Genomic DNA, 26,802 nt, shown 5'->3' on the forward strand with positions numbered 1-26,802 from the left:
CGCGGCAGTGGACATGGCGATCGACCGCATACGCGAGCTTTTCGGTGAACCGCTGAGCGTTTCCCGCCTCGCCGAAAGAGCCCGGCTCGGCCGTTTCGAATTCTCCCGCCGGTTCAGGGAGACGACCGGCATGAGCCCCGCCCAATTCCTCACCGCCGTGCGGGTGCACGAGGCGAAACGGCTCCTCGAGTGCTCCGGCGCCCTGACCGCCGAGGTCGCCGCCGCCGTGGGGTTCGCCGGCCCCCAGGCGTTCTGCGCCGCCTTCACGGCCGCGACCGGACTGTCGCCCGCCCGCTACGGCAGGCTGTGCCGCGAGCAGGGGCAGGCCCCGCCCGCCCCGGACCCCGGCCCCGGCCCGGAGCGCGGCGCGGTCGCCGGAACGGTCCGCCTGCCGGCGGGCCACGGCGACGCCCGCGTCTACCTGGGCGTCTTCGCCACGCCCGTCGTGCGCTACCCGGCCCTCGCCGAGACGATCGTCGACGTGCCCGCCGACCGCCCGTCCTGCTACCTGCTGTCCGGCGTCCCGGCGGGGCACTGGCACCTGCTCGCGGTGGCGGCCGCGGCGCCCGGCGCCGGCCACCCTCCCCGCACCGGCCCGGTGCCGCTGGCGGGCGGGGCCGGCGCGGCCGTGACCGTCACCGCGGACAGCGTCACCAGCGCGGCGGTGCGGCTGCGCCCGCCGCGGCCGGCCGACCCGCCCGTCCTGCTGGCCCTGCCCCCGCTGCGGCCGCCCGCCGACGTTGTGCCCCCGGCCCCGTGCGCGGCCTTCACCCAGCCCGAGCCGCACCCGGCGGGCATCGTGCGGACGGTGGCGGACGGGCCGCCCTCAGGAGCCTGAGGGCGGCGGGGTGCGGCACAGCTCCTGGCGGGCCCTGAGCTGCTCGGCGAGCAGCAGCCACTCCCTGCCGATGTGATCGGCGATCGGCGCGATGACGGCGAGCCAGTGGGGCGGGACGGCGTCGGCCAGGCGCCGCCAGTCCTCGCCGGGCCCGGCGGCGTGGGTCTGCATCCAGCGCAGCAGCTCCCGGCCGCCCGCGGTGTAGCGGACGGCGGGGTCGGTGGCCATCCGGGCGGTCACCGTCGCCCAGGTGGGCGGGGTGTCGGTGTGGTTGCGGCGCTGCCCCCGGCTCTCGGCCGGCCCGGCCACCCGCAGCGGCGGACGGCCCCCGCCGTCACCGGCCGCGGCGGCGGGTTCGGCCGGCGGCGCCTGGGGCGGGAGCGCACTGGGCACCGGCCGCACGTGCGGCGGCCGCAGGGCGCCGGCCCGCCGCCCGCCGCGCTCGGGGCCCTCGCCCCGGCGCAGCCGCGCGCTGACGTCGTGGACCGTGCCCAGCGACACGTCGGTGGCCCGGGCGACCTGGCGCAGCGGGGCGTGGGGGTGGGCGGCGATGTACTCGGCGGCCCGCCGCCTGCCCTCACCCGCGTCCACCGGACGCCGCCGGCCGTCCTGCCCGACGCGTTTGCCGGCCGGCGGCCCGGTGAGCGCGGACCTCTCGCGCAGCGACGCGATCGTCTTCGCGCTCAGACCGGTGACGGAGGCGATGGCGCGGTCGGACCAGTCGGGGTGGGAGCCCAGGACCCGCTCGGCGCCGGTGACCCGGTCCGCCTTCGCCAGCGGCAGGCCGTGCGAGCCGTTGGTCTGCAGGGCGATGACCAGGGCTTCGGAGTTGGAGCAGTCCACGAAGCGGGCCCGGATGCTGTGCGCGCCCATGAGCCGGGCGGCCTCCACGCGGTGCAGCCCGTCGATGACGCGGCAGCCGTCGGCCTGGACGAGGATGGGGGGAAGGTCCGCCGCCTCCGCGGCGTCCACCAGCAGCCGCACATGAGCGGCGTCCGTGCCGCCCTGGCGCAGCAGGACACCCGGGGCGAGCGCGGCCAGCACAACGTCGCGGGCCGGCAGTCGCTCGAAATTCCCCGGGTCGAATGCGCGGTGCGCGGGCGCCGCGACGCCCTCCATCCGGACGGGACTCAATGCACTCGTTATCGGCACGGCGTGCGCGTTGCTCTGAGCCATTCCTGTAACTCCCTCTCTGCTGCCGCTGGCGACGAGGGTCGCAGGAGGGTGTCCAGCCGTGGTGGAGAGCAGGTCGACGGCGCCTCGAAACGGGCCGGGAGGGGGGCCCGCCGCGCCGGCGGCGGACACCCCCCGGTCAGGCGTCGCGGCGCCGCAGCTGCACCGCCGCGACGGCCAGCAGCGCCGCCGTCCACAGCGCGAGGACCCCCAGGCCCTGCCACGGCCCCAGCAGGTCGCCCGCGCGGGCCTGCTGCTGAGTGATCATGAAGCCGGCCTCGGTGGGAAGGGCGGCGTACACGTGCTCGCCGACGCTGCCGGGCAGCAGGCCCGCCATCGGGGTGATCACCAGGACGAAGCCGACGACGGCGGTGATGCTCGCCGCGGTGTGCCGGATGATCGCGCCCACGGCCAGCGCGAACAGGCCCAGCAGCGCGAGGTAGAGCCCGCAGCCGAAGACGGCCCGCGCCACGCCGGGGTCGCCGATCGAGACCGGCGCCTTGCCGTCCAGGATCGGCGCGCCGATGAAGAAGGAGCCGAACGCGGTCACTTCGCCCACCGCCCACACCAGCAGCGCGAACACCGTGCCCTTGGCCGCCAGCATCGGCAGCCGCCCGGGCACGGCCAGCAGGCTGGCCCGGATCATGCCGGTGGAGTACTCGGAGGCGATCGCCATCACGCCCAGCACGCACACGGCGAGCTGGCTGAGCAGGATGCCGCTGCCCAGGATGGTGCCCGTGGGGTCCATCCTCATCTCCGCCTGCTGGGACGCATCGGTCTTGTCCCAGTTCGCGATGCCCATCTTCATGAACAGCGCAGTCAGCAGCCAGGTGAACACGACCAGCACGGCGAGCGACCACACGGTCGAGCGCACCGAGCGGATCTTGGTCCACTCCGACAGCATCAGGCTCGCGAAGCCGGGCGCGCGGTCCTCGGCCCGCGGCGCGGACGCCCGGCCGGGCGCGGTCGTGGCACTCACTTGACACCTCCGGCGGTGGGCACGCCGGCTTCGTACTCGACGGCGTCCTTGGTCAGTTCCATGAAGGCGTCCTCGAGGGAGCCGCGCCGCGTCGACAGCTCGTGCAGCACCAGGTGGCCGGCGGAGGCGAGTTCGGCGATCCGGGCGGCCTCGAGCCCGGTGACGTCCAGGTCGGCGTCGGCGGTGGCGGTCACGGTGGCGCCGGCCTCCCGCAGCAGTTGCGCCAGCTTCTCCCCGTCGGGTGTCCTGACCAGCACGGACTGCTTGGTGCTGCGCTCGATGAACTCCTGGGTGGAGCAGTCGGCGACCAGCCGGCCGCGCCCGACGACGATGAGGTGGTCGGCGGTGACGGCCATCTCGTTCATCAGGTGGCTGGAGACGAACACCGCCCGGCCCTCGGCCGCCAGCGACTTCATCAGCGTGCGGATCCACAGGATGCCCTCGGGATCGAGGCCGTTGACCGGCTCGTCCAGGACCAGCGCCCTGGGATCGCCCAGCAGCGCGGCGGCGATGCCCAGCCGCTGGCCCATGCCGAGGGAGAAACCCCCCGCGCGTTTGCGGGCCACCGACGCGAGCCCCACCTGCTCGACGACCTCTCCGACCCGGCGCCGGCCAAGGCCCTGGCTCTGGGCCAGGCACAGCAGGTGGTCCCAGGCGCTGCGGCCGGTGTGCAGGGCCCGCGCCTCCAGCAGGGCCCCCACCACCCGCAGCGGACGGGCCAGTGAGCGGTAGGGCACCCCCTCGACGGTGGCGGTGCCGGCGTCGGGTGCGTCGAGCCCCAGCAGCAGACGCATCGTGGTGGACTTGCCTGCGCCGTTGGGGCCCAGGAAGCCGGTGACCCGGCCGGGCTCGACCGTGAACGACAGGTCGTCCACGGCGGTCTTGTCGCCGTAGCGTTTCGTGAGGTTCTTGGCCTCGATCATGGTCACCTCGGTTGAATGGCCGGCGAGAGTTCTCGCCGGAAAAAAATCCCCGGCCACCTGTGATAGCAGGACCGCTATCTGTTCAGTAGTCGCAGCCTGGAGCCCGTCGTGAACGATGGCCCGCACAGCGGCGCGCAGATTAATTTGGCCACGGTGGCCGTCTGGCAGAGCGCGTGTTTCATCTGCTGCATTTCCTCAGTTGAACCCGGAAACCCACGAGGGTGGTCATGAATTCCAACACGAACGGCCCGGCCCGCTCCGGGCGCCGGCCGGTGGTCGGGATCTGCGCGCGGACGGCGCCCGTCACCCTCCAGGGCAGCGACCTGGTCGTCTCGCTGGCGCTCGGCACGCACCTGACCTACCTGTCCGAGGCGGGCTGCACACCGCTGCTGCTGCCGCTGCTGCCCGGCGCCGAGGACATCGCCGGCCGCCTCGACGCCCTGCTGGTGCCCGGCGGCCCCGACCTGGACCCCGCCCTGTACGGCGCGCCGGCGCATCCCTCGACGCGGGCCGTGGACCCGGCCGCCGACCGGGTCGAACTCGCTGTTGTCGCACGGGTGTTGGAGGCGCGGCTGCCCGTCCTGGCCGTCTGCCGGGGCATGCAGCTGCTCAACGTGCTGCACGGCGGCACCCTGCACCAGCACCTGGCGGACGTCACCGGCCACGACGGCCACCGCCCGCGCGGCCGGTCGTTCACGCTGGGCCGCCGCCCGCTCAAGCTGCGGCCCGGCAGCCGCGTCGCCGGCGTCCTTGACGAGGCCGAGCCCATGACGGCCTGCCACCACCACCAGGCGGTCGACCGCCTCGGTGAGGGCCTGGTCGCCACCGGCTGGGCCGAGGACGGGACCGTCGAGGCCGTGGAAGTGGCCGGCCACCCCTTTGCGGTGGGCGTGCAGTGGGAGGCGGGGCAGACCGCCGACCGGCGGCTGCACCGGGCGCTGGCCCAGGCGGCCCGGGCCGGCCAGGCCGTGCCGCAGAAGTGAACCAACCGGAAAACGGCGCCTGGACGGGCCGCCTGATGTCGATCCCCATGCGAAGGAGAAACATGTCGCCGCGGATGCCCAACCCCTCGTTGGTGGTTCCCGACGTTCTTCCGCCGATGCGCGCGCTGGTCAAGGCCGTCAACAGCGTCGGTGTGCCGCTGCAGACGCTCGTGCTCATCCACCTCAGGGTGAGCCAGATCAACGGCCGCACGGTGCAGCTGCCCACCAAGCAGCGCGAGTTCGAGGAGGCGGGGGAGGAGGACCACCGTCTGCCGCTGGTGGAGGTCTGGCGGGAGCAGACCTGCTTCACCGACGCCGAACGCTCCGTGCTGGCCCTGGCCGAGGCGGCCACGCGCATCGACGGCCGCCCGGACCCCGTCTCGGACGAGGTGTGGGAGGAGGCCGCGCGGCACTGGAACCAGGTGCAGCTGGCCGCCGTCGTCATGCACATCGGCCTGGTCAACCTCTGGAACCGGGTCAACGTCGCCACCCGGCAGGAGCCGGTGGACTGGCGGATCAACCCCAAGACGTGGACCCCGATGACCAGCCGGCTCACCCCGGCGCCGTAACCCGCGACGCGTTCGGGGCCTGGCCCGGCGGCCGCAGCCGCCGGACCAGGCCCCGAACGCGTTTTCAGCGGCCGGCGGTGGCCGTGCCGAGGACGGCGAGCAGCGTCCGGGCCTGCACGTTGACGTAACGGCTGTGCCCGGCCAGCCAGTTCAGCTGGCCCGGCGTCACCCACAGGTAGCCGCGCGGAGCCCGGGCGGGCGTCGTCGCCTCGTCTGTCTCCACGATCAGGTAGCGGCTCTCGGCGTTCAGGAAGCGGCCGCCCTCCTCCGAGTGCACCGCCGAGTACCGCACCCGGTCGGGGCGGGCACCGAGGAACGCGTCGAGGAACGGCGGGCGCGGCCCGCCCGCGGGCGGCTCGTGGTTGGAGGGCACGCACTGCACGGTCGGCGCGAGCTCGACGGTGTCGAGGAAGCCGCCCTCAAGGCGGGCGTGCACCAGGACGTGCCCCACTCCCTCGAACACCCGGTAGGCGAAGCCCACGACACCGCGCTCCACCGGCTCGATGAGCGGCTGGCTCCACCCGGCGACCTCCCGCCCGGCGCCCTCGACCGAGACCGCCACCACCCGGAAGAACCGGCCGTCCGGGCGGCCGATCTCCCGCGCGCCCCGTCGCCACCCCTCGACGCCGGCCAGGGGAACCCGGCGGGCGTGGACGTCGTGGCGGGCCCGCTCCCCGGTGAACCAGGCCAGCAGCTGGCCGTCGGAGGCCAGCGCCCGGGTCCCGTCCGCGGGCGCCGGGGCGCTCGCCAGGACGGTGCGCGCGTCCATGTTCACGACGTTGTCCTGCCCCAGCAGTTCGAGGATCTGCCCGAGCGTGAGCCAGCGGAAGGAGTCGTCGGCCGCAACGTCGCCGTCCACCTCGACGATCATGTTGCGGTTGCGTTTGCGGTAGAACCAGGCGCCGTGCTCGGACTGCAGGACGTCGGTCAGGACCCGGCCGGCAGCGGGGTCGAGGAAGTGCTCCAGGTACTTCACCTCCGCCCCGCCGTGCGCCTTGGTGTAGTTGCTGCGGGTGGCCTGCACGGTGGGGGAGAGCTGCACCAGGTTGGGGTTGCCGGGCTCCATCTTCGCCTGCATCAGGAAGTGGAGGACACCGTCGAACTCCTTGGCCAGGATGCCCAGGATGCCGATCTCCGGCTGCACGATGATCGGCTGCTGCCACCCGGCCCCGTCCACCGTGACGTCGAGTCCCTCGACGGTGAAGAACCGCCCGCTGCGGTGGTGGAGGTTGCCGGTGCCCGCCGCGAACGACCACGCGTCCAGCTCGGCGAAGGGGATCTTGCGCACCACCGCCGCGGTGCGCAGGCGGTGCTCCTCCAGCCAGCCCGGTATCCGCGCGGTGGCCGTGTGCGCCCCCTCGGGCGCCGCGGCGGAGCGCGCGAGCCGCTCGGCGGTGCCCGCCCGGGAACGGTCGACCAGCAGCAACGTCGCGCTCATGCCCGCACCCCGCCGTCCGTGAGCGGCTTCCACCAGCGGGGGTTGTCCCGGTACCAGGCGACGGTCTGCGCCAGGCCCGCCTCGAAGGCGGTCAGCGGCCGGTGGCCCAGCTCGCGTTCGATCTTCGCCTGGTCCAGGGCGTAGCGCCGGTCGTGGCCCTTGCGGTCGGTGACGTGGCGGACCATGTCCGCGCCCGCCCCGCACAGCTCGGCGATCCGGTGGGCCAGCGTCAGGTTCGCCACCGCCGTGCCGGCACCGATGTTGTAGACCTCGCCCGCCCGGCCGCCGGTCAGTACCCGGTGCACCGCCCGGCAGTGGTCGTCCACGTGCAGCCACTCCCGCACCTGCCCCCCGTCCCCGTACACGGGCACCGGACGCCCCTGGAGCAGGTTGGTGACGGCCAGCGGGATGAACTTCTCGGGATGCTGGTAGGGGCCGTAGTTGTTGGAGCAGCGGGTGACTGACAGGTTCAGCCCGTGCGTGCGCACGTACGCCAGCGCCACCAGGTCGGAGGCCGCCTTGGACGCGGCGTAGGGCGAGTTGGGAAGCAGCGGGGACTCCTCGCTCCACACGCCCTGCTCGATGGAGCCGTACACCTCGTCCGTCGAGATGTGCACCACCCGCCCGACACCGGCCGCCAGACACGCCTCCAGCAGCGCCTGGGTGCCCTCCACGTTGGTGCGGACGAAGACACCGCCGCCGCGGATGGAACGGTCCACGTGGCTCTCGGCGGCGAAGTGCACCACCGCGTCCTGGCCGCGCACCACGCCGGCCAGCAGCTCCCGGTCGAGGATGCTGCCGCGCACGAAGGCCAGCCGCGGGTGCGCGGCGGGCAGGTTGTCCCGGTTTCCCGCGTAGGTCAGGTCGTCCAGGACCGTGATGTGGGCGTCCTCGAACTGCGCGAACCCGCCCTCCAGCATGGTCCGTACATAGTGCGAGCCGATGAATCCGGCACCGCCCGTGACGAGAATGTTCATGAGACCACGTCGCAGTCGCCGTACCGCGCTCGGAGCATGTCCGTTTCCCCTTGTGTGTTCCGGCCGGAAGAAGAAAAAAAAGGGGGGACTCGTGACGGGCGTCCCCGTCCGCCGATGCTGAACGGCCGCCCTCGAAACCCTCTCGAGACGTGCTCGAAAGGAAGACTTCCGAAGACGGCCGCCGGCCGGAAACAAAAAAGCGGGGAAAGCGAGAGAAGGCGAAAAGGGGGAGTGGGGGAGCGGGGGTCAGCTGTCCTGCAGCAGCCCGACGACGTTGCCGTCGAGGTCGGTGAAGGTCGCCACCCGGCGGCCGCCGCCGACGTCCTTGGCCGGGCCGGTCACCGTGGCACCCGCGGCACTCACCTCGGCGAGCTTGCCCTCGATGTCGGCCACGTGCCAGTAGGCGACCTGCGCGTCCTGCGCCCCCGCCGGCACCAGCCCGACGTGCTGGCCCGCGACGTCGAAACCGACGTAGTACTCCGAGTCGGTCTGCGGCTCGATGCCGAACAGGACGCTGTACAGCTTCTTCGCCGCCGCCACGTCCGCCACGGGATGCAGCACGGTCTTGATTCCCTGGATGGCCGAGTCAGCCATGGTCACTCCCGGGGGGGTTGGAATGGGTTCGCCTCATGCTAGGGAGCCCCGCCGGCGCCCCGCACCCTCACACCCCCTGCCTCGAGCCGGTCTCCAGGCGCTCTTGAGCGTGAGCCGACAGGGCGGTGCCACGCTGCCAGCGCGCTGAAATCAGGAGGGGAAACTGTGAGAAGACTTGCGTTGGTCTCGCCAGTGATCGCGGCCGGACTGCTGGGCTCGGCCCTCGTCCCGGCCGCATCCGCCGACCCGGCCGCCGCCACGCCCGCCGCCGGGCCCGCCGCGGTGGCCTGGACGCCGTGCCCGGGCGGGGACCCGGTCCTGGGCGACATGCTCCAGGGCCTGGAGTGCGGCACCATCGAGGTGCCGCTCGACTACGGCGACCCCGGCGGCCGGCAGATCAGCCTCGCGCTGACCCGGGCCCGGCACACCGCCCCCGACAGCGAGTACAAGGGCGCCGTCATCCTCAACCGGGGCCAGTGGCCCGGCGGCATCGGCCGCGACCTGCCCACCCGCTACGCCCAGGGCACCACCGGCCTGGCCCAGGACGTCGGAGACGCCTACGACTGGATCGGCTTCGACCCGCGCGGTGTCGGTGCCAGCGAACCCTCCGTCGTCTGCGACAGCGACTACCTCGACCCCGGCCACGCCCAGCCCGACCCGGTGCCCGCCACCCCCGCGGCCGAACGCGAATGGACCGAGCGGGCCCGCGCCTACGCCGCCAGCTGCGGCGAGGAGTACGGCGACGTCCTCGCCCACCTGGGCACCGAGGAGGCCGCCCGCGACCTCGACCGGATGCGCGCCGCCCTCGGCCTGCAGAAGATCACCTACTTCGGCACCGACTGGGGCACCTACCTCGGCTCCATGTACGCCACGCTCTACCCCCACCGGGTGCAGCGGATGGTCCTCGACAGCGTGGTGCGCCCCAGCACCGTCGGCTACCGCGGCAGCCTCCACAAGAACGTGACGTCCCAGCGCAACGCCGAGATCTTCTTCGCCTGGGTCGCCAAGTACGACGCCGTCTACCACCTGGGCGACACCGCCGCCGAGGTCGAGGCGCACTACTACCAGGGCCAGGACGCCCTGCGCGCCGCACCCGTCGACGGCAGGATCGGCCCCTCCGAGTGGGCGGACGTCTTCGAACCGGTCGTCTACCGCAGCTGGACCTGGCTCTCGCGCGCGCAGATCCTCTCGGACTGGGTGGTCGACCAGGACCCGGCCTCCCTGCGCGCCAACTACTCCCCGCCGGGCTTCCCCCACCAGAACCGGCACGCCATGACCAACGCCGTCAACTGCATCGACGGCCCCTGGCCCAGCGACTGGAAGAAGTGGCACCGCGCCCACAGCCGCCAGTACGACGCCGGCAACCGCTTTTTGACCTGGACCAACGCCTGGTACAACGCGCCGTGCGCGTTCTGGCCCCAGCCCGACCGCAGCGAGCCGCACTCCATCGGCAACCCCTCGGTCGACGTCCTGCTGGTGCAGCCGCAGTACGACACCGCGCACGGCACCGCCGGCGCCACCGAGACGCACCGGCTGTTCCCCAACTCCCGCCTGGTGCTGGAGAAGGGCGGCCACAACGTCGGCGCGGCCCTGTCCGCGAACAACAACACCTGCCTCAACACCCATGTCGGCGACTTCCTGCGCGACGGCACCCGCCCCGCCTCCCGCAGCGGAGCCGACGCCACCTGCCAGGCGGCACCGGACCCGGTCCCGGCTTCCTGACCCGCCGTACCCGCCGTAGCCGCCACACCCTTCGGGCCCCGCACGGCGACCGTGCGGGGCCCGACCGGCCCGCCCGCCAGGTCAGCGCGGGGCGAGAACCGGGCCGGTCCGGCGGGCGGCGACCACGCCCTCCAGGGTGCGCGCCAGCTCGCCCGGCGAGGGCAGGGCCAGCGTCTCCTCGCCCAAACGGCGGGCGTTCGCGCGCAGATCCGGGTCCCCGAGCAGGCGGACCAGCGCGGCACGGACCGCGGGTCCGTCCGCCTGAGCGGGTGTCATGGCCAGCCCCGCGCCCGCGCGCTCGAGGCAGCCGAACTTCAGCGGAGCGTCGAACGCCCGGCCGATCAGCAGCTGGGGAACGCCGTGACGCAGGGCGCAGCCGAACGACCAGGTGCCGCCGTGGTGCACCACCGCCGAGCAGGTCGGCAGCACCTCGGACAGGGGAACGGACTCCACCGCACGGGTGTTGGCCGGCACCTCGCGCAGCTCCCGCCGGGTGCGCGGCGGCAGGGCCAGGATCAGCTCCATCTCCAGACCGGCCACCGAGTCGAGGATCTCCTGGACGCGCTCGACGGGCAGCAGCCGTACCGGCCCGTCGTCGAGCGAGTCGCCGAAGGTCATCAGGACCCGCGGCAGGCGCGGCGGTCCGGCGAGCCATCCGGGCACGACGGCCTGACCGTTGTAGGGGACGAACTGCACGGGAAGCGTGTCCGGCCGCGGGTCGGGCCGGAAGGCCTCGGGGAACGGGGCGATGGTGAACTGCCCGTTGACCAGGTCCTCGGAGAACTCCACGCCGTACCGCGCGGACCAGCCGGCCAGCCAGTCGCGCAGCGCGTCGGCGCGCCCCTGCGGTGGCTGCAGGGCCTTGGCACGCAGGAAGTCCTCCCGCAGCCGGGTGTACACGTCGACGGAGTACAGCACCCGGGCGTGGGCCGCGCCCACCGCGGCGGCGGCCACCGCCCCCGCGAAGGCCTTGGCGCCCCAGAGCACCAGATCCGGCCGCCAGGCGCGGGCGGCGGCGACCAGGTCCTCCATCATCGGGTCGTTGGACCTCCGGGCCTGCGGCAGCACCAGGTCGTCGAAGACCCGGGAGGCCTGCTCCCAGCTCAGCCGCTCGCGGTCCGGCCGCAGGTCGAACAGCGGGTCCAGGCCGCCCTCCTGCGGGGCCCTCCTCGCGGCGGAGGCGCGCTCCGACGTCTGGCGCCGGTCCCGCTCCGCGCGGACCCGCGGTGCCTCACCGGGACCGACGCCCAGCCCCGTCAGGCCGGCTCCGGTGACGGCGTCGAGGAGGTCGGGCCAGCCGGCCACGCGCACCTCGTGCCCGGCCGTCCGCAGCGACCACGCCAGCGGCACCAGGTTGTACAGATGAGTCTTCCAGGGAAACGGCACGACGAGAACGCGCACGCCGTACTCCTCTCGAATCGTGGGGGGCGGAATGGAACGCACCCAGGAGAATGGCCCCTGAACCCGCCGTTCAACCGCTGAATCGGCGCAGTTGAACAAGCCGTTCCGCGTGGTCAAAAGGACGTAAAAATTCGAGAACTTGACAGAGCGGATCGCTGAAAGGGACCGTCGGTGCACTCGGTTGCCGATTCAGCATCAGGAGGTGAAACAGATGAAGACGCTTCGTCAGTGGAACGCGCTGCGCTCGCAGCGCAAGGGCGGTGTCCGCCCGGCCGGCTCGCACTTCAAGTGGGCGGCCTGACCAGGGCAAGCTCTTAGTCTGTGGAGGGCCGTACGGGCCCTCCACAGACTGGGTTTTCGACCTCATGAATCACTGACCCGGGCAATCGAGGTGGAACCAGTGCACCGATGGAGTTACGAGCGCTTTTCCGTTGAACAGAAAACCCTGAGTGGGCTGGTGGACCGTTTCCTGGCCCACGAGCCGTGGCAGAAATCCCGCGATCCGCTGACCGACCGGGAACGCGCCGAACTGCGAAAGACGATCGCCGGGTTCCGGCATCCCCGGATCGTCGAGGAACTCTGTGCGCTGGCGGCCACCCACCCGCGCGCGGACATCCGGCTGTCGGTGCTCGAGGGCGTCGAACCGTTCCTGGCCACCCATCCCGCGGCGCGGGAGTTCCTGGTCTGGCTGCTCGGCGACGACGAGGACTTCGTCGTGTTCACCGCCGCGAGGATCGCCGGACGAAACCGCGTCGGCGAGGCCTACGAGGAACTGGTGCACATCACCGGGCCGGCCGAGGCCGGCCTGTTCCGCAGCACCAAACCGGTGGGCATCGGGGCCGCGGTCGTGGCCAAGGCGATGGACCGGATCCTGGGTGCCGACGACCGCGCGGCCCGGCTGGGCATCGAGCGGGAGCACTCCGGGACCGGGCAGCTGCCGCCAGAGACCGCGCTGGACGAGCACTGGGACTACGACCCGGAGAACCTGCCCCCCGTCCCCGACGGCATGGTGCGCATCCCGGCCTCGGAGTTCGTCGTCGGCATCGGCATGGACGACGTCGTGCACCCGCTGTACGACGTGGACGACGCGGTCCCCCGGCAGACCCGCCACCTGCCCGACTTCCTCATCGACCGGTACCCGGTGACCAACGGGCAGTACGACGCGTGGGCGGACGGCCCGCAGGCCGCCGAGCACGCGCTCTGCCACCCCGAGGAGCCCGAGGGCAAGGACCACCGCCGCGGGATCGCCGGCGACACCCGGTTCGGCCCCGACCACCCCGCGACGGGCGTCGACTGGTTCGACGCCTACGCCTACCTCGCCCACCTCGGCAAGCGGCTGCCGACCGAGCTGGAGTGGGAGAAGGCCGCACGCGGCGAGCGGGGATCGCGCTATCCGTGGGGCGACGAGTTCGACCCGGACGCCCTGCGGTGGTTCGGCGCCTCCTTCGGACCGGCGCGGAGCCTGGAACACTGGCGCGACGTCCTGAGCACCTTCGACGAGAAGACCCCCGAGGTCACCACCGTCCCGGTCGGCTCCCACCCCAGGAACGTCAGCGCCTACGGGGTCGCGGACCTGGTCGGGAACTGCTGGGAATGGACGGACACCAACTTCTTCACCCGCGACCGGATGAATCCGATGATCTCCGGCAGGCCCCGTACCGAATGGGCGACGGCCGAGGAGACCTCGGTGGTGATCCGGGGCGGCGCGTGGACCTCCATGCGGGAACAGGTCACGGCGTACTTCCGCGGCAAGGACCTCTTCACGGACCGGCACAACGAGATCGGATTCCGGGGGGTGATCCGGTGAGCTCCCCGCAGCGCATCCCGCGATTCACCTACGACGGCACGGTGACGGCGGAACAACGCGCCTTCTACGAGCAGTACGGGTTCGTCGTCTACCGCGGCGTGTTCGACGCGCAGGACGTGGACATCATCCGGCGCGACGCCGAACGCCTGGAACGCGACACCCTCGACGGGAAGGTGCCGGCCGCCCGCCGCGACCGGGTGATCAAGCCGTCGTACGACGAGGACGGCCGGGCGACCCTGCACCGGCTGCCCTATTTCACCCTGCACTGCGACGCCACCCGGGACCTGATCGGACGCCGGAACCTGGACGCGCTCGGCCCCGGCCTGCTGGGCGGGCCGACCTGGCGGTTCGAGGACGCCATCGACGGAGCCGTGTGGCAGATGAAACGCGGCAGGCGCAGCTCGTACAGCGCGCTGGACTGGCACCTCGACTTCCCGCACGATCTCCCGGTGACCCCGCTGGTGAACGTGGGCATCTACCTGGACGACGCCACCGTCCGCAACGGCTGCCTGGTCCTCGTGCCCGGATCCCACCGCTACCCGCCGCGACGCCTCGAGCCCGAGGGGCTTCCGCTCGAGGCGCAGGCGGGCGACGTCATCTGCCACACCTACAACATCCTCCACCACTCGGGCCCGGTGCTGGACGACACCAGCCGGGCGACGCTGTACGTGTACTACTCGGCGGGTCAAAAGCCCACGGCGGGCACGGAGTACAGCCATCGGGCGGGCGAGGACTTCGCCAGCATGATCACCGGAGCGGAGGCCGGCACGCGATGACGATCACCGAGCAGTTCTCCCCCGGCCCCGCCGCCTCGGACGTCCCGTCCGAGGTGCTGCGGATCGCCGGCTGGACCGACGGGCCCGCGGCGGAACGCGACGCCCTGCTCGACGGCTATGTGCGCACCCTGGAACGGCTGACCGACCCGCCGCTGCTCGAGGAGTGCCTGGCGGTCGGCCTGCTGCACGACACGCCCGAGATCCGCCGGCGGGCCCTCGCTGCCGCCGTACGGCTCGCCCCGGACCTGGCGGCCGAGGCCGTCGGGTGGGCGCTGGCCGACCCGGACGAGACCGTGCGGGGGCCCGCGCTCGCGTCCCTGGCCGGGACACCGGCCCTGCGGTCCGCGGGCGGCCCGCAGGCGCTGCACGCCCTGCTGGCCGTGCTCGGCCGCTCCCCGGACCAGATCGCCGCGGGCGTCGGCAACTACGTGACGGTGGCGGACGCGCACGCCCTCGCCTCGGCGCGGACACTGCTCGCCGAGGCGGGACCGGCCGAGTCGGTCCTGGACGACCTGCCCGTCCCGCTGTCGGCCGACCGGCTGCCCAGCCGGCTCTCCCTGGAGGGCATGCGGCACATCCCGGCCGGACGGCTGCGCCGCGGGACCCGCCCCGGCCGGGAACGCTCCTGGGGCGACCCGGCCGCAGCGGCGGTGGACGAGGTCGAGGTGGCGGGGTTCCACCTGGACACCCTGCCGGTCACCAACGACGCGTACGACGCGTTCGTCGCCGACGTCGCCGCCCACGGCCACCTGTGGTGCCACCCGGACGAGCCGCGGGGCACCGACCACACCCGTTCCACCGCCGACGACCCCCGCTTCGCCGGTGACCACCCCGTGACCGGGGTCAGCTGGTACGACGCGGTGGCCTACGCCGACTGGTGCGGCAAGCGGCTGCCCACCGAGGACGAATGGGAGCGCGCCGCGCGGGGCGACGACCACCGCCACCACCCGTGGGGCGACACGTTCCGCCCGGAGCGGGTGCGGGGCCTGCACGCGGTCCTCGCGCGGGACGCGGACGGCGACCCGGACCGCGAGACGTGGCTGAACCGGCTCGCGGACCTCCGCATCACCGAACTGACCGCGCCGACCGGCCCGGTGAACGGCCTGCCGGGCAACGAGTCGCCCTTCGGGGTCCGGGACCTGTGCGGCAACGTGTGGGAGTGGACGTCCACCCGGTACCTGGACGGCCTCCCCTTCCGGCCGCGCTTCGGCACGATGGACCCGGGCGACCTGTGGGGCGAGTGGTCGGCCGAGGTCAGCGTGCGCGGCGGGGCGTGGAGTTCACCCCCGGCCCTGCTCACCGCCGTGAGCCGGGCGGGCAAGACGCTGGTGACCAGGAGCCCGGAGATCGGTTTCCGCTGCGCGGTGAGCGAATCCGAGGCACAGCGGTGAAGACCCGAGCACGGCGGGCGCGGCGGGTGCTGCCCGAGGGCTACACCCGCTGCCTCGCCAACCCCGACTTCCGCCGGCTCCAGCCCGGCTTCCTGGTCTCCTTCCTCGGCGACGGCATGAGCTTCGTCGGTGTGGCGTGGCTGGCCGTCGAACTGGCCGATCCCGCCGACCGGTCCATCGTGGTGGGCCTGGCGGTCGCCGCCTACAGCCTGCCCGCCGCCATCGGCTCGCTCACCCTGGGACGCTGGCTGAGCGGGCGCAACGCCAGAAGCCTGATCCTGCTGAACGCCGTCCTGCGCGCGGCCGTGTTCACCCTGATCCCGGCCCTGTACTGGCTGGATCTGCTGGACGTCACCACCTACATCGCCCTGCTCGCCGCCTCCTCGGTCCTGCACGCCTGGGGGATCGCCGGACGGCAGACGTTCGTCGCCGAGACCCTGAAGGACGAGGACCGGCTGGCCGGACACGCGCTGGTGGGCAGCCAGGAGCAGCTGTCGTTCATCATCGGGCCGCCGCTGGCCGGTCTGGTGTCGGCCGCGCTCGGGCCCGCGGCGGTGCTGGCCGGTGACGCGGTCAGCTATCTGTACCTCGCCGTCGTGTCGGCCCGGGTGCGCGGCGCCGGCAAGATCGGCCGCCGTCCGCCGGTCCCGTTGCGGCGCAGCGGCCAGACCCTCGCCCGCCACCCGGAACTGATGGGCCTGCTCGCCCTCACCTTCGTGTTCTACCTGCTGTACGGGCCGATCGAGGTGGCGGTCCCGGTCTTCGTGGCCGAGGAGATGGGCGGAGATCCCACCGCACTCGGGTGGATCTGGGGCACCTTCGGCGTCGGCGCGGTCATCGGCGCCCTGGTCGCCGGAACGCTGCGGCGGCTCCCGCTGTGGCCGACCGCGCTGGCCATCGTGGCCGGCTGGGGGCTGGCGATCCTCCCCTTCGCCCAGTTCGGCACGCTCGCCGCGGGCATCGTGGGCTTCGGCCTCGGCGGACTGATCTACGCGCCCTACGGCCCGGTGACGATCACCCTGCTGCAACAGAAGGCACCCCTGGAGGAGCTGGTGAGCCTCAGCGCCTTCCGCAGCGCGATCCTGGTGATCGCGACCCCGCTGGGCGCGGCGCTGGGCGGACCGCTGGTCGGCGCGCTCGGCCCGGGGGGCACCATCCGGCTGTCCGGCCTGACCACCGTCGGCCTCGCCGTCGTGGGCGTGGTTGTGCTGCTGCTGGTGAGGACGCGCCGGCACCGCGGGGAGCGGCAGCCGGTGTCCGGGCGGCAGCACGCCGGCCGGACCTGAGCGGCCTGACGGGCCACCCGGGCCCGTACGGGCAGCGCGCACCGGCGCCGGGACCTCCGCGCCGGCCTGCTCGGCGCCGCGGCCATGCGCGGCGCCAGACACGAGGAGCGGTGATGAAACTCGGACAGGACGAGATGCGGAGCCGGTTCGAGGGGGAGCGGTCCGTCCGGCTGGGCACGGTCGACGAACGCGGCGGCACCCATATGGTGCCCGTCATCTTCGTCGTCGACGGCGACGTCTTCTACTCGCCGACCGACCGGCCGAAGAACGGCAACCCGCGGCCCAAGCGGCTGCGCAACCTGGACCACGACCAGCGGGTCACGGTCCTGGCCGACCTCTACGACGACGACTGGCTGAAGGCCTGGTGGGTACGGCTGCGCGGCACCGGCCGGGTGGTCGGCGAGAGCCCGGAGCGCACCCACGCGCTGGGTCTGATCGACCGCAAGTACGCGCAGTTCGACGGCGCCCGCTACCTCAAGGACGGCGGACCGGTGCTGGCGGTGGACATCAAGGACTGGCTCGGCTGGGCCTTCAGCGACCTCCCGGCGCAGACCGGCCGGCCGCGGCGGCCGTGGCACGAGCGGTGGCTGCGGCGTTCCCGGTGACCGGTGGGCGCAGGACGTCTCCACCCGTCCTTGACCGGCGGTGGAGACGTCCTTGCCATGCTGCGAGCACTACCAAGACCGGCACGTACGGCAGTCCCCGTCGCCCTGATGCGCAACGCCGGCGCGGGTCTGTCTGCCACCTTCCGAAAGGACGACCATGGGATCAGTCGAGGTTCCGGTTCTGATCGTGGGCGGTGGCGGATGTGGTCTGTCCGCCTCCGTCTTCCTGTCCGACCAGGGCGTCGATCATCTGCTGGTGGAGCGGCACCCGGACACGTCGAGGGTTCCGAAGGCGCACTACCTCAACCAGCGCACGATGGAGATCTTCCGCCAGCACGCGGTCGCCGACGACGTGCTCGCCGAGGCGGCACCGCTGGAGAAGTTCGGCAAGGTGCGCTGGCAGACCACGCTCGCCGGCGACGGGCCGCTGGACCGGCGCCTGATCCACGAGATGGACGCCTTCGGCGGCGGTGAACTGACCGGGACCTACGCGGCGGCCGGACCCGTGCTGCCCGCCAAGCTGCCGCAGATGTGGCTGGAGCCGATCCTGCGCCGGCACGCGGAGGACCGCAATCCGGGCCGGATCCTGTTCCACCACGAGGTGATCTCCTTCTCCGACGAGGGCGACCACGTCGTCGCCGAGGTGCGCGACCTCGACACCGGGGAGCTCACCACGGTCACGTCGAAGTACCTCATCGGGGCCGACGGGGGCCGCATGGTCGGAGCCGCGGTCGGCATCGAGATGCAGGGCCCGCCCGGGCTGGTCAACACCACGACCGCGTACTTCTCCGCCGATCTGTCCCCGTGGTGGGAGGAGGGCACGCTCATCACGCACTTCCTCAGCCCGGAGGACCCCGACCTGTCCAGCAACCTCATCGAGATGGGGCCGAGCTGGGGCAAGGCGTGCGAGCAGTGGGGCCTGCACTTCGCCCCGGGCCCGCCCGGACGCTGGGACAACGAGACGGTCGTCCCCAGGATCCGCGAGCTGCTGCGCATCCCGGACCTGGAGGTGACGGTGCACCAGGTGACGGACTGGATCGTGCACGCGCACCTCGCCGACCGCTACCGCGTCGGCCGTGTGCTGATCGCCGGCGACGCCGCGCACCGCCAGCCCCCGGCCGTCGGCCTCGGCCTCAACACCGGCATCCAGGACGCGCACAACATCGCGTGGAAGCTGGCCGCGGTGCTCGGCGGCCGGGCCACCGAAGGCCTGATCGACACCTACGAGAGCGAACGCCGGCCCGTGGGCCGGGAGAACGTGGACTGGGCGGTGTCCGCCGCCGTCCACCACCAGGCGGTCATCGACGCCGTGGGCGCCGGCCACAACATCCCGGCGGGGCGCCGCAGGCAGCGGCTCGAGTCGTACTTCGACCCCTCGCCGCTCGGTGACACCGTGCGGGCGCGCGCCCTGGAGATCTTCCACACCCACCGCGGGGGCTGCCAGTCGCTCGACATGGAGGTCGGCTTCCACTACGAGGACGGCGCGCTCGTCCCGGACGGCAGCGAGGCGCCGGCCCGCGTCCCCATGCGCAACGAGCACCGGCCGACGTCCCGCCCCGGACACCGGCTGCCGCACGCCTGGATCACCCGCGACGGACGGCGCCTGTCCACGCTCGACACCACGGACAGCACCGGCTTCACGCTGATCACGGGCCCGCAGGGGACGCCGTGGAGCGAGGCGGTCGCGCGGGTGGCGGAGAAGTTCTCGGTCCGTGTCGCCACGGTGTGCATCGGCGACGGCGGTGAGTACGCCGACGCGGACGGCGGCTGGGAGGCCGTCCGGGGGATCACCGGCGCCGGCGCGCTCCTGGTCCGTCCCGACCAGCACGTCGCCTGGCGCGGCACGGGCGCCGCCGAGGACCCGGAGCAGGTCCTGGCGAAGGCGTTCGCCGCGGTGCTGGACCGCTGACACGCCCGGCAGACCGAAGGGGCCGTGCCCGAAGTCACCGGGCCCGGCCCCCTTCGGCATCCGCCGGGACGGCTCAGGTTGCGACCGCGACCGGACCGGCCGCGGCGTTCTGCCTCACCCAGGCCAGCACCTGGTCGGCGGCCTGGCGCGCGGAGGCCATGCACACGCCGACGCCGACACCGTCGTACAGGGCGCCGCACACCGCGAGTCCGGGCTGGGCGGCCACCGTCTCCCGGATCCGCCGCACCCGCTCGAAGTGGCCGACGGTGTACTGCGGCAGGGCGTCCTGCCAGCGGCTGACCCGGGTCGCCACCGGGGTGCCCCGGACACCGGTGGCCTCGGCCAGCTCGGCCGTCGCCAGCGCCACCAGGCCGGCGTCGTCGCGCTGCAGCAGGCCCTCCTCGCCGAACCGCCCGATCGAGCAGCGGACGATCTCCACCTCGCCGGCCAGGTGCGGCCACTTCACCGTGGTGAACGTGACCTCCTTGACCGCCCTGTTCTCCACCGCGGGCACCCGGTAGCCGGCGTAGCCGCGGCCGGAGAGCCCGCCGGGGAACGCCGCGCGGGGATAGGCGAGCGTCACCATCGCCACGCTCGAGTACGGCACCTCCCCGAACGCCGAGACGGCCGCGGAGGTGCCCGGGACCCCGGCCAGCAGCCGGCCCGCGGGACCGGCCGGAACGGCGACGACGACGGCGTCGGCGTCGATGTGCTCCGCGCCGGCGGCCGAGCCCACGGTCAGGCGCCAGCCGCCCGCGACCCGGGTGAGCTCCCGGACGGGAGCGTCGGTGCGCACCGACGCGTCGGGCGAGGCCGCCAGCACCTGGCGTACGAGCACGGGGGGCAGCGAACCGAATCCGCCGTCCAGGGTCGCCACCCGCACCGGCGGCGGCTTCTGCCCCTCGGCGAGCACCGGCGTCAGCGAGCCCGCCGCGTCCGCGAGCGAGACGTGCGCGCGCGACGCCTTGGCCAGCGGCGTCAGCGTGGCCTCGAACGACAGGTCCGCGGCACGGCCGGAGAACACCCCGGCGAGGAAAGGTTCGACGAGCCGGTCCACGACCTCCTGGCCGAAGCGCCCGCCGACGTGGTCCGCGACCGAGACGTCGCCGACCCGGTCGAAGGACGGCAGCACGAGGTCCTGCCGGGCCCGGCCGACACCCTCGGCGGAGACGACACCGGACCGGGCGAGGTCGTCCATGTCGCACGGCACGCCCATGAACTGACGGTCCGGCTGGCGCCGGATCCCGCCCCGGGACCAGATCGCCGACGCGGTCTCGCCCGCCGACATGATCGTCTCGCCGAGCCCGGCGTCCTGGATCAGCCCGGTGGTCCTGCGCCGGTTGGCGTACAGGGACTCGGCACCCTCGTCGACCGCGACCCCCGCCACCTCGGAGACCGACAGTTTCCCGCCGAGCCGGGACGACGCCTCCAGGACCGTCACCCGCACCGGCTCGTTGCGGAGCCGGAACGCCGCCGCCAGTCCCGCGATACCACCCCCGATGACGACCACATGGGGCTTTGCGCTCACCTGATCCTGTTCGGTGCCAGCCATTCCACCAGATCCTTCGTGGTTGGAGTCGTAGAGGCCGTCCCGGCGCCGGGCGCCCGGCGCCCGGACGGGTGCCTGGCAGTCTGGCCGGAAGGACCGGCCCACCGGTCGAGAGTGCCTAGAGGGCCGTGCGGGCGGCGCCGAACCAGCGCTCGAGGGCCTGGCCGAGGTCGTCGGTGGTGCCGGGTGCGGTCCAGGCGACGTAGCCGTCGGGGCGGACGAGGACGGTGTCGGGGGTGGTGGCCGCTGTGCCGGCCGCGGTTGCGGTGACGATGTCGACGCGGTCGGTGTGGTGGCGTGCGGTGTGTGCGGCGGTGTCGTCGGTGGTCAGGAGCAGACCGCGTCCGGTGCGCAGGAGTTCGGCGACGCGGGCGCGGGTGCCGTCGGGGAGGGCGAGGGTGTGCTCGGGGGGCATGCGCCGGCCGAGCAGCGGGTGCTCGCCCTTGGCCAGGTCGTAGCGGACACCGAGGTTGCTCAGCATGCCGGCCGCGTACTCGGCGGCGTCCCGGTGGGCCAGCAGCTCGCCCACCACCTCGCGGACCGGGTCCATGTCCTCGCCGGTGAGCCGCAGTTCGATCGCCGCACGGGCGTTGCGCGCCAGCTGCTCGCCGACGGGGTGACGCTCGGCGTGGTAGGTGTCGAGCAGGCCCTCGGGGGCCCACCCGCGGACCGCCGCCGCCAGCTTCCAGCCCAGGTTCACCGCGTCCTGGACGCCCACGCTCAGCCCCTGCGCCATGGCCGGGGGCTGCACGTGCGCCGCGTCGCCCGCCAGGAACACCCGCCCGCGCCGGTACTCGGCGGCGGCCCGCGAGGCGTCGGTGAAGCAGCTGATCCAGCGGCACCGCCCGTGGTGGATGGACTCGCCGGTGAGCCGCTGCCAGGCGTCGGCGAGGTCGGAGAAGGAGAGTGAGCCGCGCTCGCGCGGCGGCGGCGTACCGGCCTCGTGGACGACGACCCGGGTCACGCCGTTCTCCAGGTCCATCGCCATCACCATGCTGCCGCCCGGCAGGTTCTCGCCGATGCGCCGCTTGCGGGTGTCGATGCCGGTGACGTCGGCCGTGAGGAAACCGCGCCGGCCGTCGGTGCCGGGGAAGCCGATCCCGGCCAGTTTCCGGACGGTGCTGCGCCCGCCGTCGCAGCCGACGAGGTAGGCGGCCCGCTCCTGGGCCGGTCCGTCGGGTCCGTCGACGCTCACCAGGACGCCGTCGTCGTCCTGCCGCAGACCGGTCACCTCGCGGCCGCGCAGCACCGGTACGCCGAGTTCGCCCACCCAGTCCTCCAGCATGCGCTCGGTGCGGAACTGGGAGACCCCCCGGTGCCCGTAGTGGTCCTCGGCCAGCATGCCGAGGTCGATCGGGATGCCGCCGAAGTGGCTGTCGGCGGGCTCAGTGGCGCCGAGACGGCCGAGCAGGCCCCGCTGGTCGAAGCACTCGGCGGTGCGCCTGGTGAAGCTCGCGCCGCGCGACTGGCGCGTCGGGGCGGGCAGCGACTCGTGGACGGCGACGTCCACGCCGCCGAGCTTGAGTTCGCCCGCCGTCATCAGCCCGACCGGGCCGGCCCCGACGACGATGACATCCCTGGCCATGTGTCTGCTCCTCTTCGATGGGTTTCGCCGGGCGCTCACCGGTCGGCGTACTGCGGGGTGGCGGCGCCGAACCAGCGCTCGAGGGCCTGGCCGAGGTCGTCGGTGGTGCCGGGTGCGGTCCAGGCGACGTAGCCGTCGGGGCGGACGAGGACGGTGTCGGGGGTGGTGGCCGCTGTGCCGGCCGCGGTTGCGGTGACGATGTCGACGCGGTCGGTGTGGTGGCGTGCGGTGTGTGCGGCGGTGTCGTCGGTGGTCAGGAGCAGGCCGCGTCCGGTGCGCAGGAGTTCGGCGACGCGGGCGCGGGTGCCGTCGGGGAGGGCGAGGGTGTGCTCGGGGGGCATGCGCCGGCCGAGCAGCGGGTGCTCGCCCTTGGCCAGGTCGTAGCGGACACCGAGACCGCTCACGACTCCGGCGGCCTGCTCGGCGGCGTCCCGGTGGGCCAGCAGCTCGCCCACCACCTCGCGGACCGGATCCATGGCCTCGTCACCGAGGTAGAGCTTGGACGCCGCGCGGGCGTTGCGGATCAACTGCTCGCCGACGGGGTGGCGTTCGGCGTGGTAGGTGTCGAGCAGGCCCTCGGGGGCCCACCCGCGGACCGCCGCCGCCAGCTTCCAGCCCAGGTTCACCGCGTCCTGCAGTCCCGCGCTCAGTCCCCACGCGGCCAGCGGCGGGATCTCGTGCGCCGCGTCGCCCACCAGGAACACCCGCCCGCGCCGGTACTCCGAGGCCAGCGCCGCGGAGTTGCCGCACGCCCACAGCCACTGGCAGTCCGCGTCGTCGATCGACTCGCCGGTCAGCCGCCGCCACGCGTCGGCGACCTGGGAGAACGTCAGCGCACCCGGCTCCGGACGGGCGGGCAGGCCGGGGTCGTGGACGACCACGCGGCAGCGGCCCGCGCCCAGCGGGGTGCACACCACCATGCGGCCGCCGGGAAGCCGTTCACCGATCGGCCGGGGGCGCGGGGTGACACCGCTGATCTCCGCGGTGTACATGCCCCTGGTGGGCTCCCAGTCCCGGGTGGGGATGCCGGCCAGCGCGCGTACGGTGCTGCCCGCCCCGTCGCAGCCGGCCACATACCCGGCGCTCTCCTCGCCGGGCCCGTCGGGACCGGTGTAGGACACCACGACACCCTCGGGCGTTGGCCGCAGAGCGGTCACCTCGCGGCCGCGCAGGACCGGCACGCCGAGGTCGGCCAGCCAGCCGCCCAGCGCCTGTTCGGTCCTGGCCTGGGACAGGCCCAGCACCCCGCTGTGGTCCTCGTCGAGCATGCCGAGGTCGAAGCGGACCCCGCCGAAGTGGCCCATCGGGCCCCACCGGAACTCGCCCAGCCGCTCCAGCAGCCCGCGCTGCCCCAGCGACTCGGCCGCCCGCCGGTTGAAGCCGAGTGCCCGAGACTCCCCGGCCGGGGCGGGCAGCCGGTCGTAGACGGCCACGTCCGCTCCGCCCAGGCGGAGCTCTCCGGCCAGCATCAGGCCGGCCGGCCCCGCACCGACCACTATGACGTCAGTCTTCTTCATTTCATGAGGCCCTCTGCGCTGCGGCAATGGTTGGCCTTTGTGAAGCTACTCAGGGCGATGTCCGGCCGCAACGATTCCGAATTCCGCGGGCGCGGGCGAGGCGTTCGACCGCGTATTCGGCGCCTTTGAACGCGGCGGTGAACGCTTGAACGTGGAGAGTGCACCGCAGCAATATCGTCGGGTGTCTTCGGTTTTCGCTTCTTCCCACGGTGAATACGCGCATGACCGGCCGCAGAAAGGAAGCTGACGTGACGGTCGAGAAGGTCGCCCTGGTCACGGGGGCCAACAAGGGCATCGGTTTCGCCGCCGCACGGCGACTCGGTGAGCGGGGGATCGCCGTCCTCGTCGGCTCGCGCAACGAGGTGCTCGGCAAGCAGGCCGCCGACGCGCTGGCCGCCGACGGCATCGCCGCGACGCCGCTGCGGCTCGACGTGACGGACCCGGCCTGCGTGGCCGAGGCCGCCCGCGAGATCGAACGGCGCCACGGACGCCTGGACATCCTGGTGAACAACGCCGGTACCGCCGGCGGCTTCACCGGCGCACCGAGCGAGGCGAGCGCTGCCGATCTGCGGGAGGTCTACGAGACCAACGTCTTCGGCGTGGTCACGGTGACCGGCGCGATGCTGCCGCTGCTGCGCCGCTCCCCGGCCGGGCGAGTCGTCAACGTGTCCAGCCACGTGGGGTCGTTGACCCTGAACTGCGACCCCGGCTCCCCGCTGGCGAACGTCAGCATGATCGCCTACCAGTCCTCGAAGACCGCCCTGAACGCGGTCACCGTCGCGTACGCGAAGGAGCTGCGGGGGACCCCGGTCAAGGTCAACGCCGCCCTGCCCGGAGTGGTGGCCACCGACCTCAACCGCCACCGCGGTCGCCGCACGCCCGCGGAAGGGGCCGAGATCGTGGTCCGGCTCGCCCTGCTGGACGAGGAGGGCCCGTCGGGCGCGTGCCTGTCGGACGAGGGGCCCGTCCCCTGGTGACGCCCGACCCCTGACCCCGACCCCCGACGCACGGCGGCCGCCCCGCGGCCGCCGCATCCGACCGCACCACCGGGCCGGCCCCGGTGGGCACGAGACTTGGAGAAGACAGTGGCGCTTGACCGAACGATCCTGGTGCTGGGCGGTACCGGCCGGCAGGGCGGGGCGGTGGCCCGCGAACTGCTGCGGCGCGGGCACACCGTGCACGCCCTGGTCCGCGACCCCGCCAAGGCGGCGGCGAGGGAGCTTCAGGAGTCGGGCGCGGTCCTGGTCCGCGGGGACATGGACGACGAGGCGTCGCTGACGGCGGCGATGCGGGGCGTCCACGGGGTGTTCAGCGTCCAGACCTTCCGGGGCCCCGGCGGCGTCGAGGCCGAGGAGCGGCAGGCCAGGGCGGTGGCCGACGCCGCGGTACGGGCCGGGGTGCGGCACTTCGTCTACAGCTCGGTCGGCGGCGCGGACCGCGACACCCGGGTCCCGCACTTCGAGAGCAAGCACCGCACCGAGCAGTACCTGCGCACCCTCGACCTGCCGACGACGGTGCTGCGGCCGGTCATGTTCCACGACATCCTGCTCGACATCGCCCCGCGCCCCGTCGAGGGCGAGCTGGTGCTTGCCATGTGGCTGGACCCCGAGACCCCGGTACAGCTCATCGCCACCGCCGACATCGGCGTGTTCGCGGCCGACGCCTTCGAGGACCCGGACGCCTGGCTGGGCCGGGTGGTCGAGATCGCCGGCGACAGCCTGACCGGGCCGCAGATGGCCGCGGCGTTCGAGTCGGCCGCCGGCGTCCCGGTCCGCTACCAGCGGCTGCCGATCGAGCCGCTGCGCTCGGCCCGCCCCGACCTCGCCAACATGTTCGACTGGTTCGAGCGGGACGGATACCGCGCCGACCTCGAGCAACTGCGCCGCAACCGGCCCGGCCTCGTCTCCCTGGAGACCTGGCTGGCCGGCAGCTGGACGCCTCCCGTCACCACGGCGGGCCGCTGAGAGCGGCCCCTCAGGTGAGGACCGGCTTCCCGGTGCGGGTGCGCTTGAGTTCGAAGAACCCGTCGGTCGCGGCCACGGCGCGTACGCCGTCCCACAACCGGGTCGCCGCTTCACCGAGCGGGGTGGGGGAGACCACCGGGCCGAAGAACGCGACGCCCCCCACCGCGACGACGGGCGTGCCCACATCGGTACCGACCCGGTCGACGGCGTCCTGGTGCGAGGCACGCACCGCGTCGTCGCAGGTGTCGCGGAAGGCCGCGTCGGCGAGGCCGGGATCGAGGTCCGCGGCGGCCAGGGCCGCCGCGTAGGTGGAGCGCTCCTTGGGCGCCTGCTCCAGGTGGAAGCGGGTGCCGAGTTCGGTGTAGAGCCGGCCCAGCGTCCCGGGACCGTACTTCCCTTCGGCGGCGGCGCACACCCGCACCGGCTCCAGCCGCAGGGCCAGGTCCCGGTGCCAGCGCTCGGGCAGATCGGTGCGCCCCTCGTTGAGCACGGTCAGGCTCATCAGGTGCCAGCGGATCTCCAGGGGCCGCTGCCGGGCGACCTCGAGGACCCAGCGGGAGGTCAGCCACGCCCAGGGGCAGGTCGGGTCGAACCAGAAATCCACCGTGGTCGGGGTGTCGTGCCGCAACGGGTGCCTCCTCGATGTAGCCGGGCCGGAACAATTTGACAAGCCAGGCCGGAATTGTGCTGGAGCGGTACTGGACCCAGCCCGTTCAACCGCTCACATTCCCCGGTTGAACGGCCTGCGTGCAATTACGTGAATGCCGAGGTTGCGGTTTTGAGAAGTGCCCGCCTATCGTCTGGAATCCGCGAGAA

23 protein-coding genes are annotated in these 26,802 nt (G+C 73.3%); 12 read left to right on the top strand and 11 right to left on the bottom strand.

Going from position 1 to position 26,802, the window contains the following annotated elements:
* Positions 1 to 13 precede the first annotated feature (13 nt).
* Positions 14 to 838 carry an AraC family transcriptional regulator gene (locus tag OIE75_RS40340; RefSeq protein ID WP_329473907.1) on the top strand — a complete coding sequence of 275 codons (825 nt, stop codon included), beginning with the start codon at positions 14 to 16 and terminating at the stop codon, positions 836 to 838.
* Here the strand turns inward: OIE75_RS40340 and OIE75_RS40345 are convergent.
* From OIE75_RS40345 to OIE75_RS40355, 3 genes are all read right to left on the bottom strand, one after another.
* The gene (locus tag OIE75_RS40345) at positions 827 to 2,014 is read right to left on the bottom strand and encodes a ParB N-terminal domain-containing protein (RefSeq protein ID WP_329468931.1); all 1,188 of its coding nucleotides are present in this window, start codon (positions 2,012 to 2,014) and stop codon (positions 827 to 829) included. The two genes, OIE75_RS40340 and OIE75_RS40345, sit on opposite strands and share 12 nt — an antisense overlap.
* 136 nt (positions 2,015 to 2,150) lie before the next feature.
* On the bottom strand, positions 2,151 to 2,990 hold the full coding sequence (locus tag OIE75_RS40350) for an ABC transporter permease (protein WP_307017511.1): 840 nt from the start codon (positions 2,988 to 2,990) through the stop codon (positions 2,151 to 2,153).
* On the bottom strand, positions 2,987 to 3,913 hold the full coding sequence (locus OIE75_RS40355; RefSeq protein WP_329468930.1) for an ABC transporter ATP-binding protein: 927 nt from the start codon (positions 3,911 to 3,913) through the stop codon (positions 2,987 to 2,989). The genes OIE75_RS40350 and OIE75_RS40355 overlap by 4 nt, the downstream gene beginning before the upstream one ends.
* Before the next feature lie 227 nt (positions 3,914 to 4,140).
* Here OIE75_RS40355 and OIE75_RS40360 point away from each other — a divergent pair, with 227 nt between their 5' ends.
* Both OIE75_RS40360 and OIE75_RS40365 read left to right on the top strand, forming a co-directional pair.
* Complete coding sequence (locus tag OIE75_RS40360) at positions 4,141 to 4,896, top strand: gamma-glutamyl-gamma-aminobutyrate hydrolase family protein (protein ID WP_329468929.1); 756 nt, start codon at positions 4,141 to 4,143, stop codon at positions 4,894 to 4,896.
* A gap of 62 nt (positions 4,897 to 4,958) precedes the next feature.
* Complete coding sequence (locus OIE75_RS40365; RefSeq protein ID WP_114533038.1) at positions 4,959 to 5,465, top strand: carboxymuconolactone decarboxylase family protein; 507 nt, start codon at positions 4,959 to 4,961, stop codon at positions 5,463 to 5,465.
* Between the two features lie 64 nt (positions 5,466 to 5,529).
* Here OIE75_RS40365 and OIE75_RS40370 read toward each other — a convergent pair whose 3' ends face one another.
* The 3 genes from OIE75_RS40370 to OIE75_RS40380 form a co-directional block, all read right to left on the bottom strand.
* The gene (locus tag OIE75_RS40370; protein ID WP_329468928.1) at positions 5,530 to 6,903 is read right to left on the bottom strand and encodes an NDP-hexose 2,3-dehydratase family protein; all 1,374 of its coding nucleotides are present in this window, start codon (positions 6,901 to 6,903) and stop codon (positions 5,530 to 5,532) included.
* On the bottom strand, positions 6,900 to 7,880 hold the full coding sequence (gene rfbB / locus OIE75_RS40375; RefSeq protein ID WP_307017516.1) for a dTDP-glucose 4,6-dehydratase: 981 nt from the start codon (positions 7,878 to 7,880) through the stop codon (positions 6,900 to 6,902). Before rfbB ends, OIE75_RS40370 begins: the two co-directional genes overlap by 4 nt.
* 246 nt (positions 7,881 to 8,126) lie before the next feature.
* On the bottom strand, positions 8,127 to 8,474 hold the full coding sequence (locus OIE75_RS40380; RefSeq protein ID WP_307017519.1) for a VOC family protein: 348 nt from the start codon (positions 8,472 to 8,474) through the stop codon (positions 8,127 to 8,129).
* Between the two features lie 180 nt (positions 8,475 to 8,654).
* Here OIE75_RS40380 and OIE75_RS40385 point away from each other — a divergent pair, with 180 nt between their 5' ends.
* Positions 8,655 to 10,196 carry an alpha/beta fold hydrolase gene (locus tag OIE75_RS40385; protein WP_329468925.1) on the top strand — a complete coding sequence of 514 codons (1,542 nt, stop codon included), beginning with the start codon at positions 8,655 to 8,657 and terminating at the stop codon, positions 10,194 to 10,196.
* 81 nt (positions 10,197 to 10,277) lie between these two features.
* Here the strand turns inward: OIE75_RS40385 and OIE75_RS40390 are convergent, their stop codons facing one another.
* Complete coding sequence (locus OIE75_RS40390; protein ID WP_307017524.1) at positions 10,278 to 11,597, bottom strand: nucleotide disphospho-sugar-binding domain-containing protein; 1,320 nt, start codon at positions 11,595 to 11,597, stop codon at positions 10,278 to 10,280.
* 457 nt (positions 11,598 to 12,054) lie between these two features.
* Here OIE75_RS40390 and OIE75_RS40395 point away from each other — a divergent pair, with 457 nt between their 5' ends.
* The 6 genes from OIE75_RS40395 to OIE75_RS40420 all read left to right on the top strand — a co-directional run bounded on the left by OIE75_RS40395 (position 12,055) and on the right by OIE75_RS40420 (position 19,371).
* The gene (locus OIE75_RS40395; RefSeq protein WP_307017527.1) at positions 12,055 to 13,404 is read left to right on the top strand and encodes a formylglycine-generating enzyme family protein; all 1,350 of its coding nucleotides are present in this window, start codon (positions 12,055 to 12,057) and stop codon (positions 13,402 to 13,404) included.
* Entirely contained in the window at positions 13,401 to 14,180 is a 780-nt protein-coding gene (locus OIE75_RS40400; RefSeq protein WP_307017529.1) for a phytanoyl-CoA dioxygenase family protein, read from the top strand. The genes OIE75_RS40395 and OIE75_RS40400 overlap by 4 nt, the downstream gene beginning before the upstream one ends.
* Positions 14,177 to 15,571, top strand: a complete 1,395-nt coding sequence (locus tag OIE75_RS40405) for a formylglycine-generating enzyme family protein (protein WP_307017532.1) — start codon at positions 14,177 to 14,179, stop codon at positions 15,569 to 15,571. The genes OIE75_RS40400 and OIE75_RS40405 overlap by 4 nt, the downstream gene beginning before the upstream one ends.
* On the top strand, positions 15,568 to 16,857 hold the full coding sequence (locus OIE75_RS40410; RefSeq protein ID WP_307017534.1) for an MFS transporter: 1,290 nt from the start codon (positions 15,568 to 15,570) through the stop codon (positions 16,855 to 16,857). The genes OIE75_RS40405 and OIE75_RS40410 overlap by 4 nt, the downstream gene beginning before the upstream one ends.
* Positions 16,858 to 16,970: 113 nt before the next feature.
* Positions 16,971 to 17,462, top strand: coding sequence for a pyridoxamine 5'-phosphate oxidase family protein (locus OIE75_RS40415; RefSeq protein WP_307017536.1), 492 nt, complete (start codon positions 16,971 to 16,973; stop codon positions 17,460 to 17,462).
* A gap of 157 nt (positions 17,463 to 17,619) precedes the next feature.
* The gene (locus tag OIE75_RS40420; RefSeq protein ID WP_329468922.1) at positions 17,620 to 19,371 is read left to right on the top strand and encodes an FAD-dependent monooxygenase; all 1,752 of its coding nucleotides are present in this window, start codon (positions 17,620 to 17,622) and stop codon (positions 19,369 to 19,371) included.
* A gap of 73 nt (positions 19,372 to 19,444) precedes the next feature.
* On the opposite strand, the gene hemG is transcribed toward OIE75_RS40420, so the two are convergent.
* The 3 genes from hemG to OIE75_RS40435 all read right to left on the bottom strand — a co-directional run bounded on the left by hemG (position 19,445) and on the right by OIE75_RS40435 (position 24,022).
* Positions 19,445 to 20,923, bottom strand: coding sequence for a protoporphyrinogen oxidase (hemG, locus tag OIE75_RS40425; RefSeq protein ID WP_329468921.1), 1,479 nt, complete (start codon positions 20,921 to 20,923; stop codon positions 19,445 to 19,447).
* Positions 20,924 to 21,038: 115 nt separating this feature from the next.
* Positions 21,039 to 22,505: an FAD-dependent monooxygenase gene (locus OIE75_RS40430; protein WP_329468919.1), complete on the bottom strand. Its 1,467-nt coding sequence runs from the start codon at positions 22,503 to 22,505 to the stop codon at positions 21,039 to 21,041.
* A gap of 35 nt (positions 22,506 to 22,540) precedes the next feature.
* A complete protein-coding gene (locus OIE75_RS40435; RefSeq protein WP_329468918.1) occupies positions 22,541 to 24,022 on the bottom strand; it encodes an FAD-dependent monooxygenase in 1,482 nt (493 codons plus the stop codon).
* Positions 24,023 to 24,243: 221 nt separating this feature from the next.
* On the opposite strand from OIE75_RS40435, the gene OIE75_RS40440 reads away from it, so the two are divergent.
* The gene (locus OIE75_RS40440; protein ID WP_329468917.1) at positions 24,244 to 24,999 is read left to right on the top strand and encodes an SDR family oxidoreductase; all 756 of its coding nucleotides are present in this window, start codon (positions 24,244 to 24,246) and stop codon (positions 24,997 to 24,999) included.
* Between the two features lie 108 nt (positions 25,000 to 25,107).
* Entirely contained in the window at positions 25,108 to 25,986 is an 879-nt protein-coding gene (locus tag OIE75_RS40445) for an NmrA/HSCARG family protein (protein WP_307017546.1), read from the top strand.
* Positions 25,987 to 25,996: 10 nt separating this feature from the next.
* Here the strand turns inward: OIE75_RS40445 and OIE75_RS40450 are convergent, their stop codons facing one another.
* A complete protein-coding gene (locus OIE75_RS40450; protein ID WP_329468916.1) occupies positions 25,997 to 26,614 on the bottom strand; it encodes a mycothiol-dependent nitroreductase Rv2466c family protein in 618 nt (205 codons plus the stop codon).
* Positions 26,615 to 26,802 lie beyond the last annotated feature (188 nt).

It is taken from the genome of Streptomyces sp. NBC_01723 (assembly GCF_036246005.1).
Taxonomy (GTDB): domain Bacteria; phylum Actinomycetota; class Actinomycetes; order Streptomycetales; family Streptomycetaceae; genus Streptomyces.

Coding starts and splice junctions, on each gene's coding strand:
- OIE75_RS40340 (WP_329473907.1), top strand. CDS start 14: ATGGCGATCGACCGCATACGCGAGCTTTTCGGTGAACCGCTGAGCGTT.
- OIE75_RS40345 (WP_329468931.1), bottom strand. CDS start 2,014: ATGGCTCAGAGCAACGCGCACGCCGTGCCGATAACGAGTGCATTGAGT.
- OIE75_RS40355 (WP_329468930.1), bottom strand. CDS start 3,913: ATGATCGAGGCCAAGAACCTCACGAAACGCTACGGCGACAAGACCGCC.
- OIE75_RS40360 (WP_329468929.1), top strand. CDS start 4,141: ATGAATTCCAACACGAACGGCCCGGCCCGCTCCGGGCGCCGGCCGGTG.
- OIE75_RS40365 (WP_114533038.1), top strand. CDS start 4,959: ATGTCGCCGCGGATGCCCAACCCCTCGTTGGTGGTTCCCGACGTTCTT.
- OIE75_RS40370 (WP_329468928.1), bottom strand. CDS start 6,903: ATGAGCGCGACGTTGCTGCTGGTCGACCGTTCCCGGGCGGGCACCGCC.
- rfbB (WP_307017516.1), bottom strand. CDS start 7,880: ATGAACATTCTCGTCACGGGCGGTGCCGGATTCATCGGCTCGCACTAT.
- OIE75_RS40380 (WP_307017519.1), bottom strand. CDS start 8,474: ATGGCTGACTCGGCCATCCAGGGAATCAAGACCGTGCTGCATCCCGTG.
- OIE75_RS40405 (WP_307017532.1), top strand. CDS start 14,177: ATGACGATCACCGAGCAGTTCTCCCCCGGCCCCGCCGCCTCGGACGTC.
- OIE75_RS40415 (WP_307017536.1), top strand. CDS start 16,971: ATGAAACTCGGACAGGACGAGATGCGGAGCCGGTTCGAGGGGGAGCGG.
- OIE75_RS40420 (WP_329468922.1), top strand. CDS start 17,620: ATGGGATCAGTCGAGGTTCCGGTTCTGATCGTGGGCGGTGGCGGATGT.
- hemG (WP_329468921.1), bottom strand. CDS start 20,923: ATGGCTGGCACCGAACAGGATCAGGTGAGCGCAAAGCCCCATGTGGTC.
- OIE75_RS40430 (WP_329468919.1), bottom strand. CDS start 22,505: ATGGCCAGGGATGTCATCGTCGTCGGGGCCGGCCCGGTCGGGCTGATG.
- OIE75_RS40435 (WP_329468918.1), bottom strand. CDS start 24,022: ATGAAGAAGACTGACGTCATAGTGGTCGGTGCGGGGCCGGCCGGCCTG.
- OIE75_RS40440 (WP_329468917.1), top strand. CDS start 24,244: ATGACCGGCCGCAGAAAGGAAGCTGACGTGACGGTCGAGAAGGTCGCC.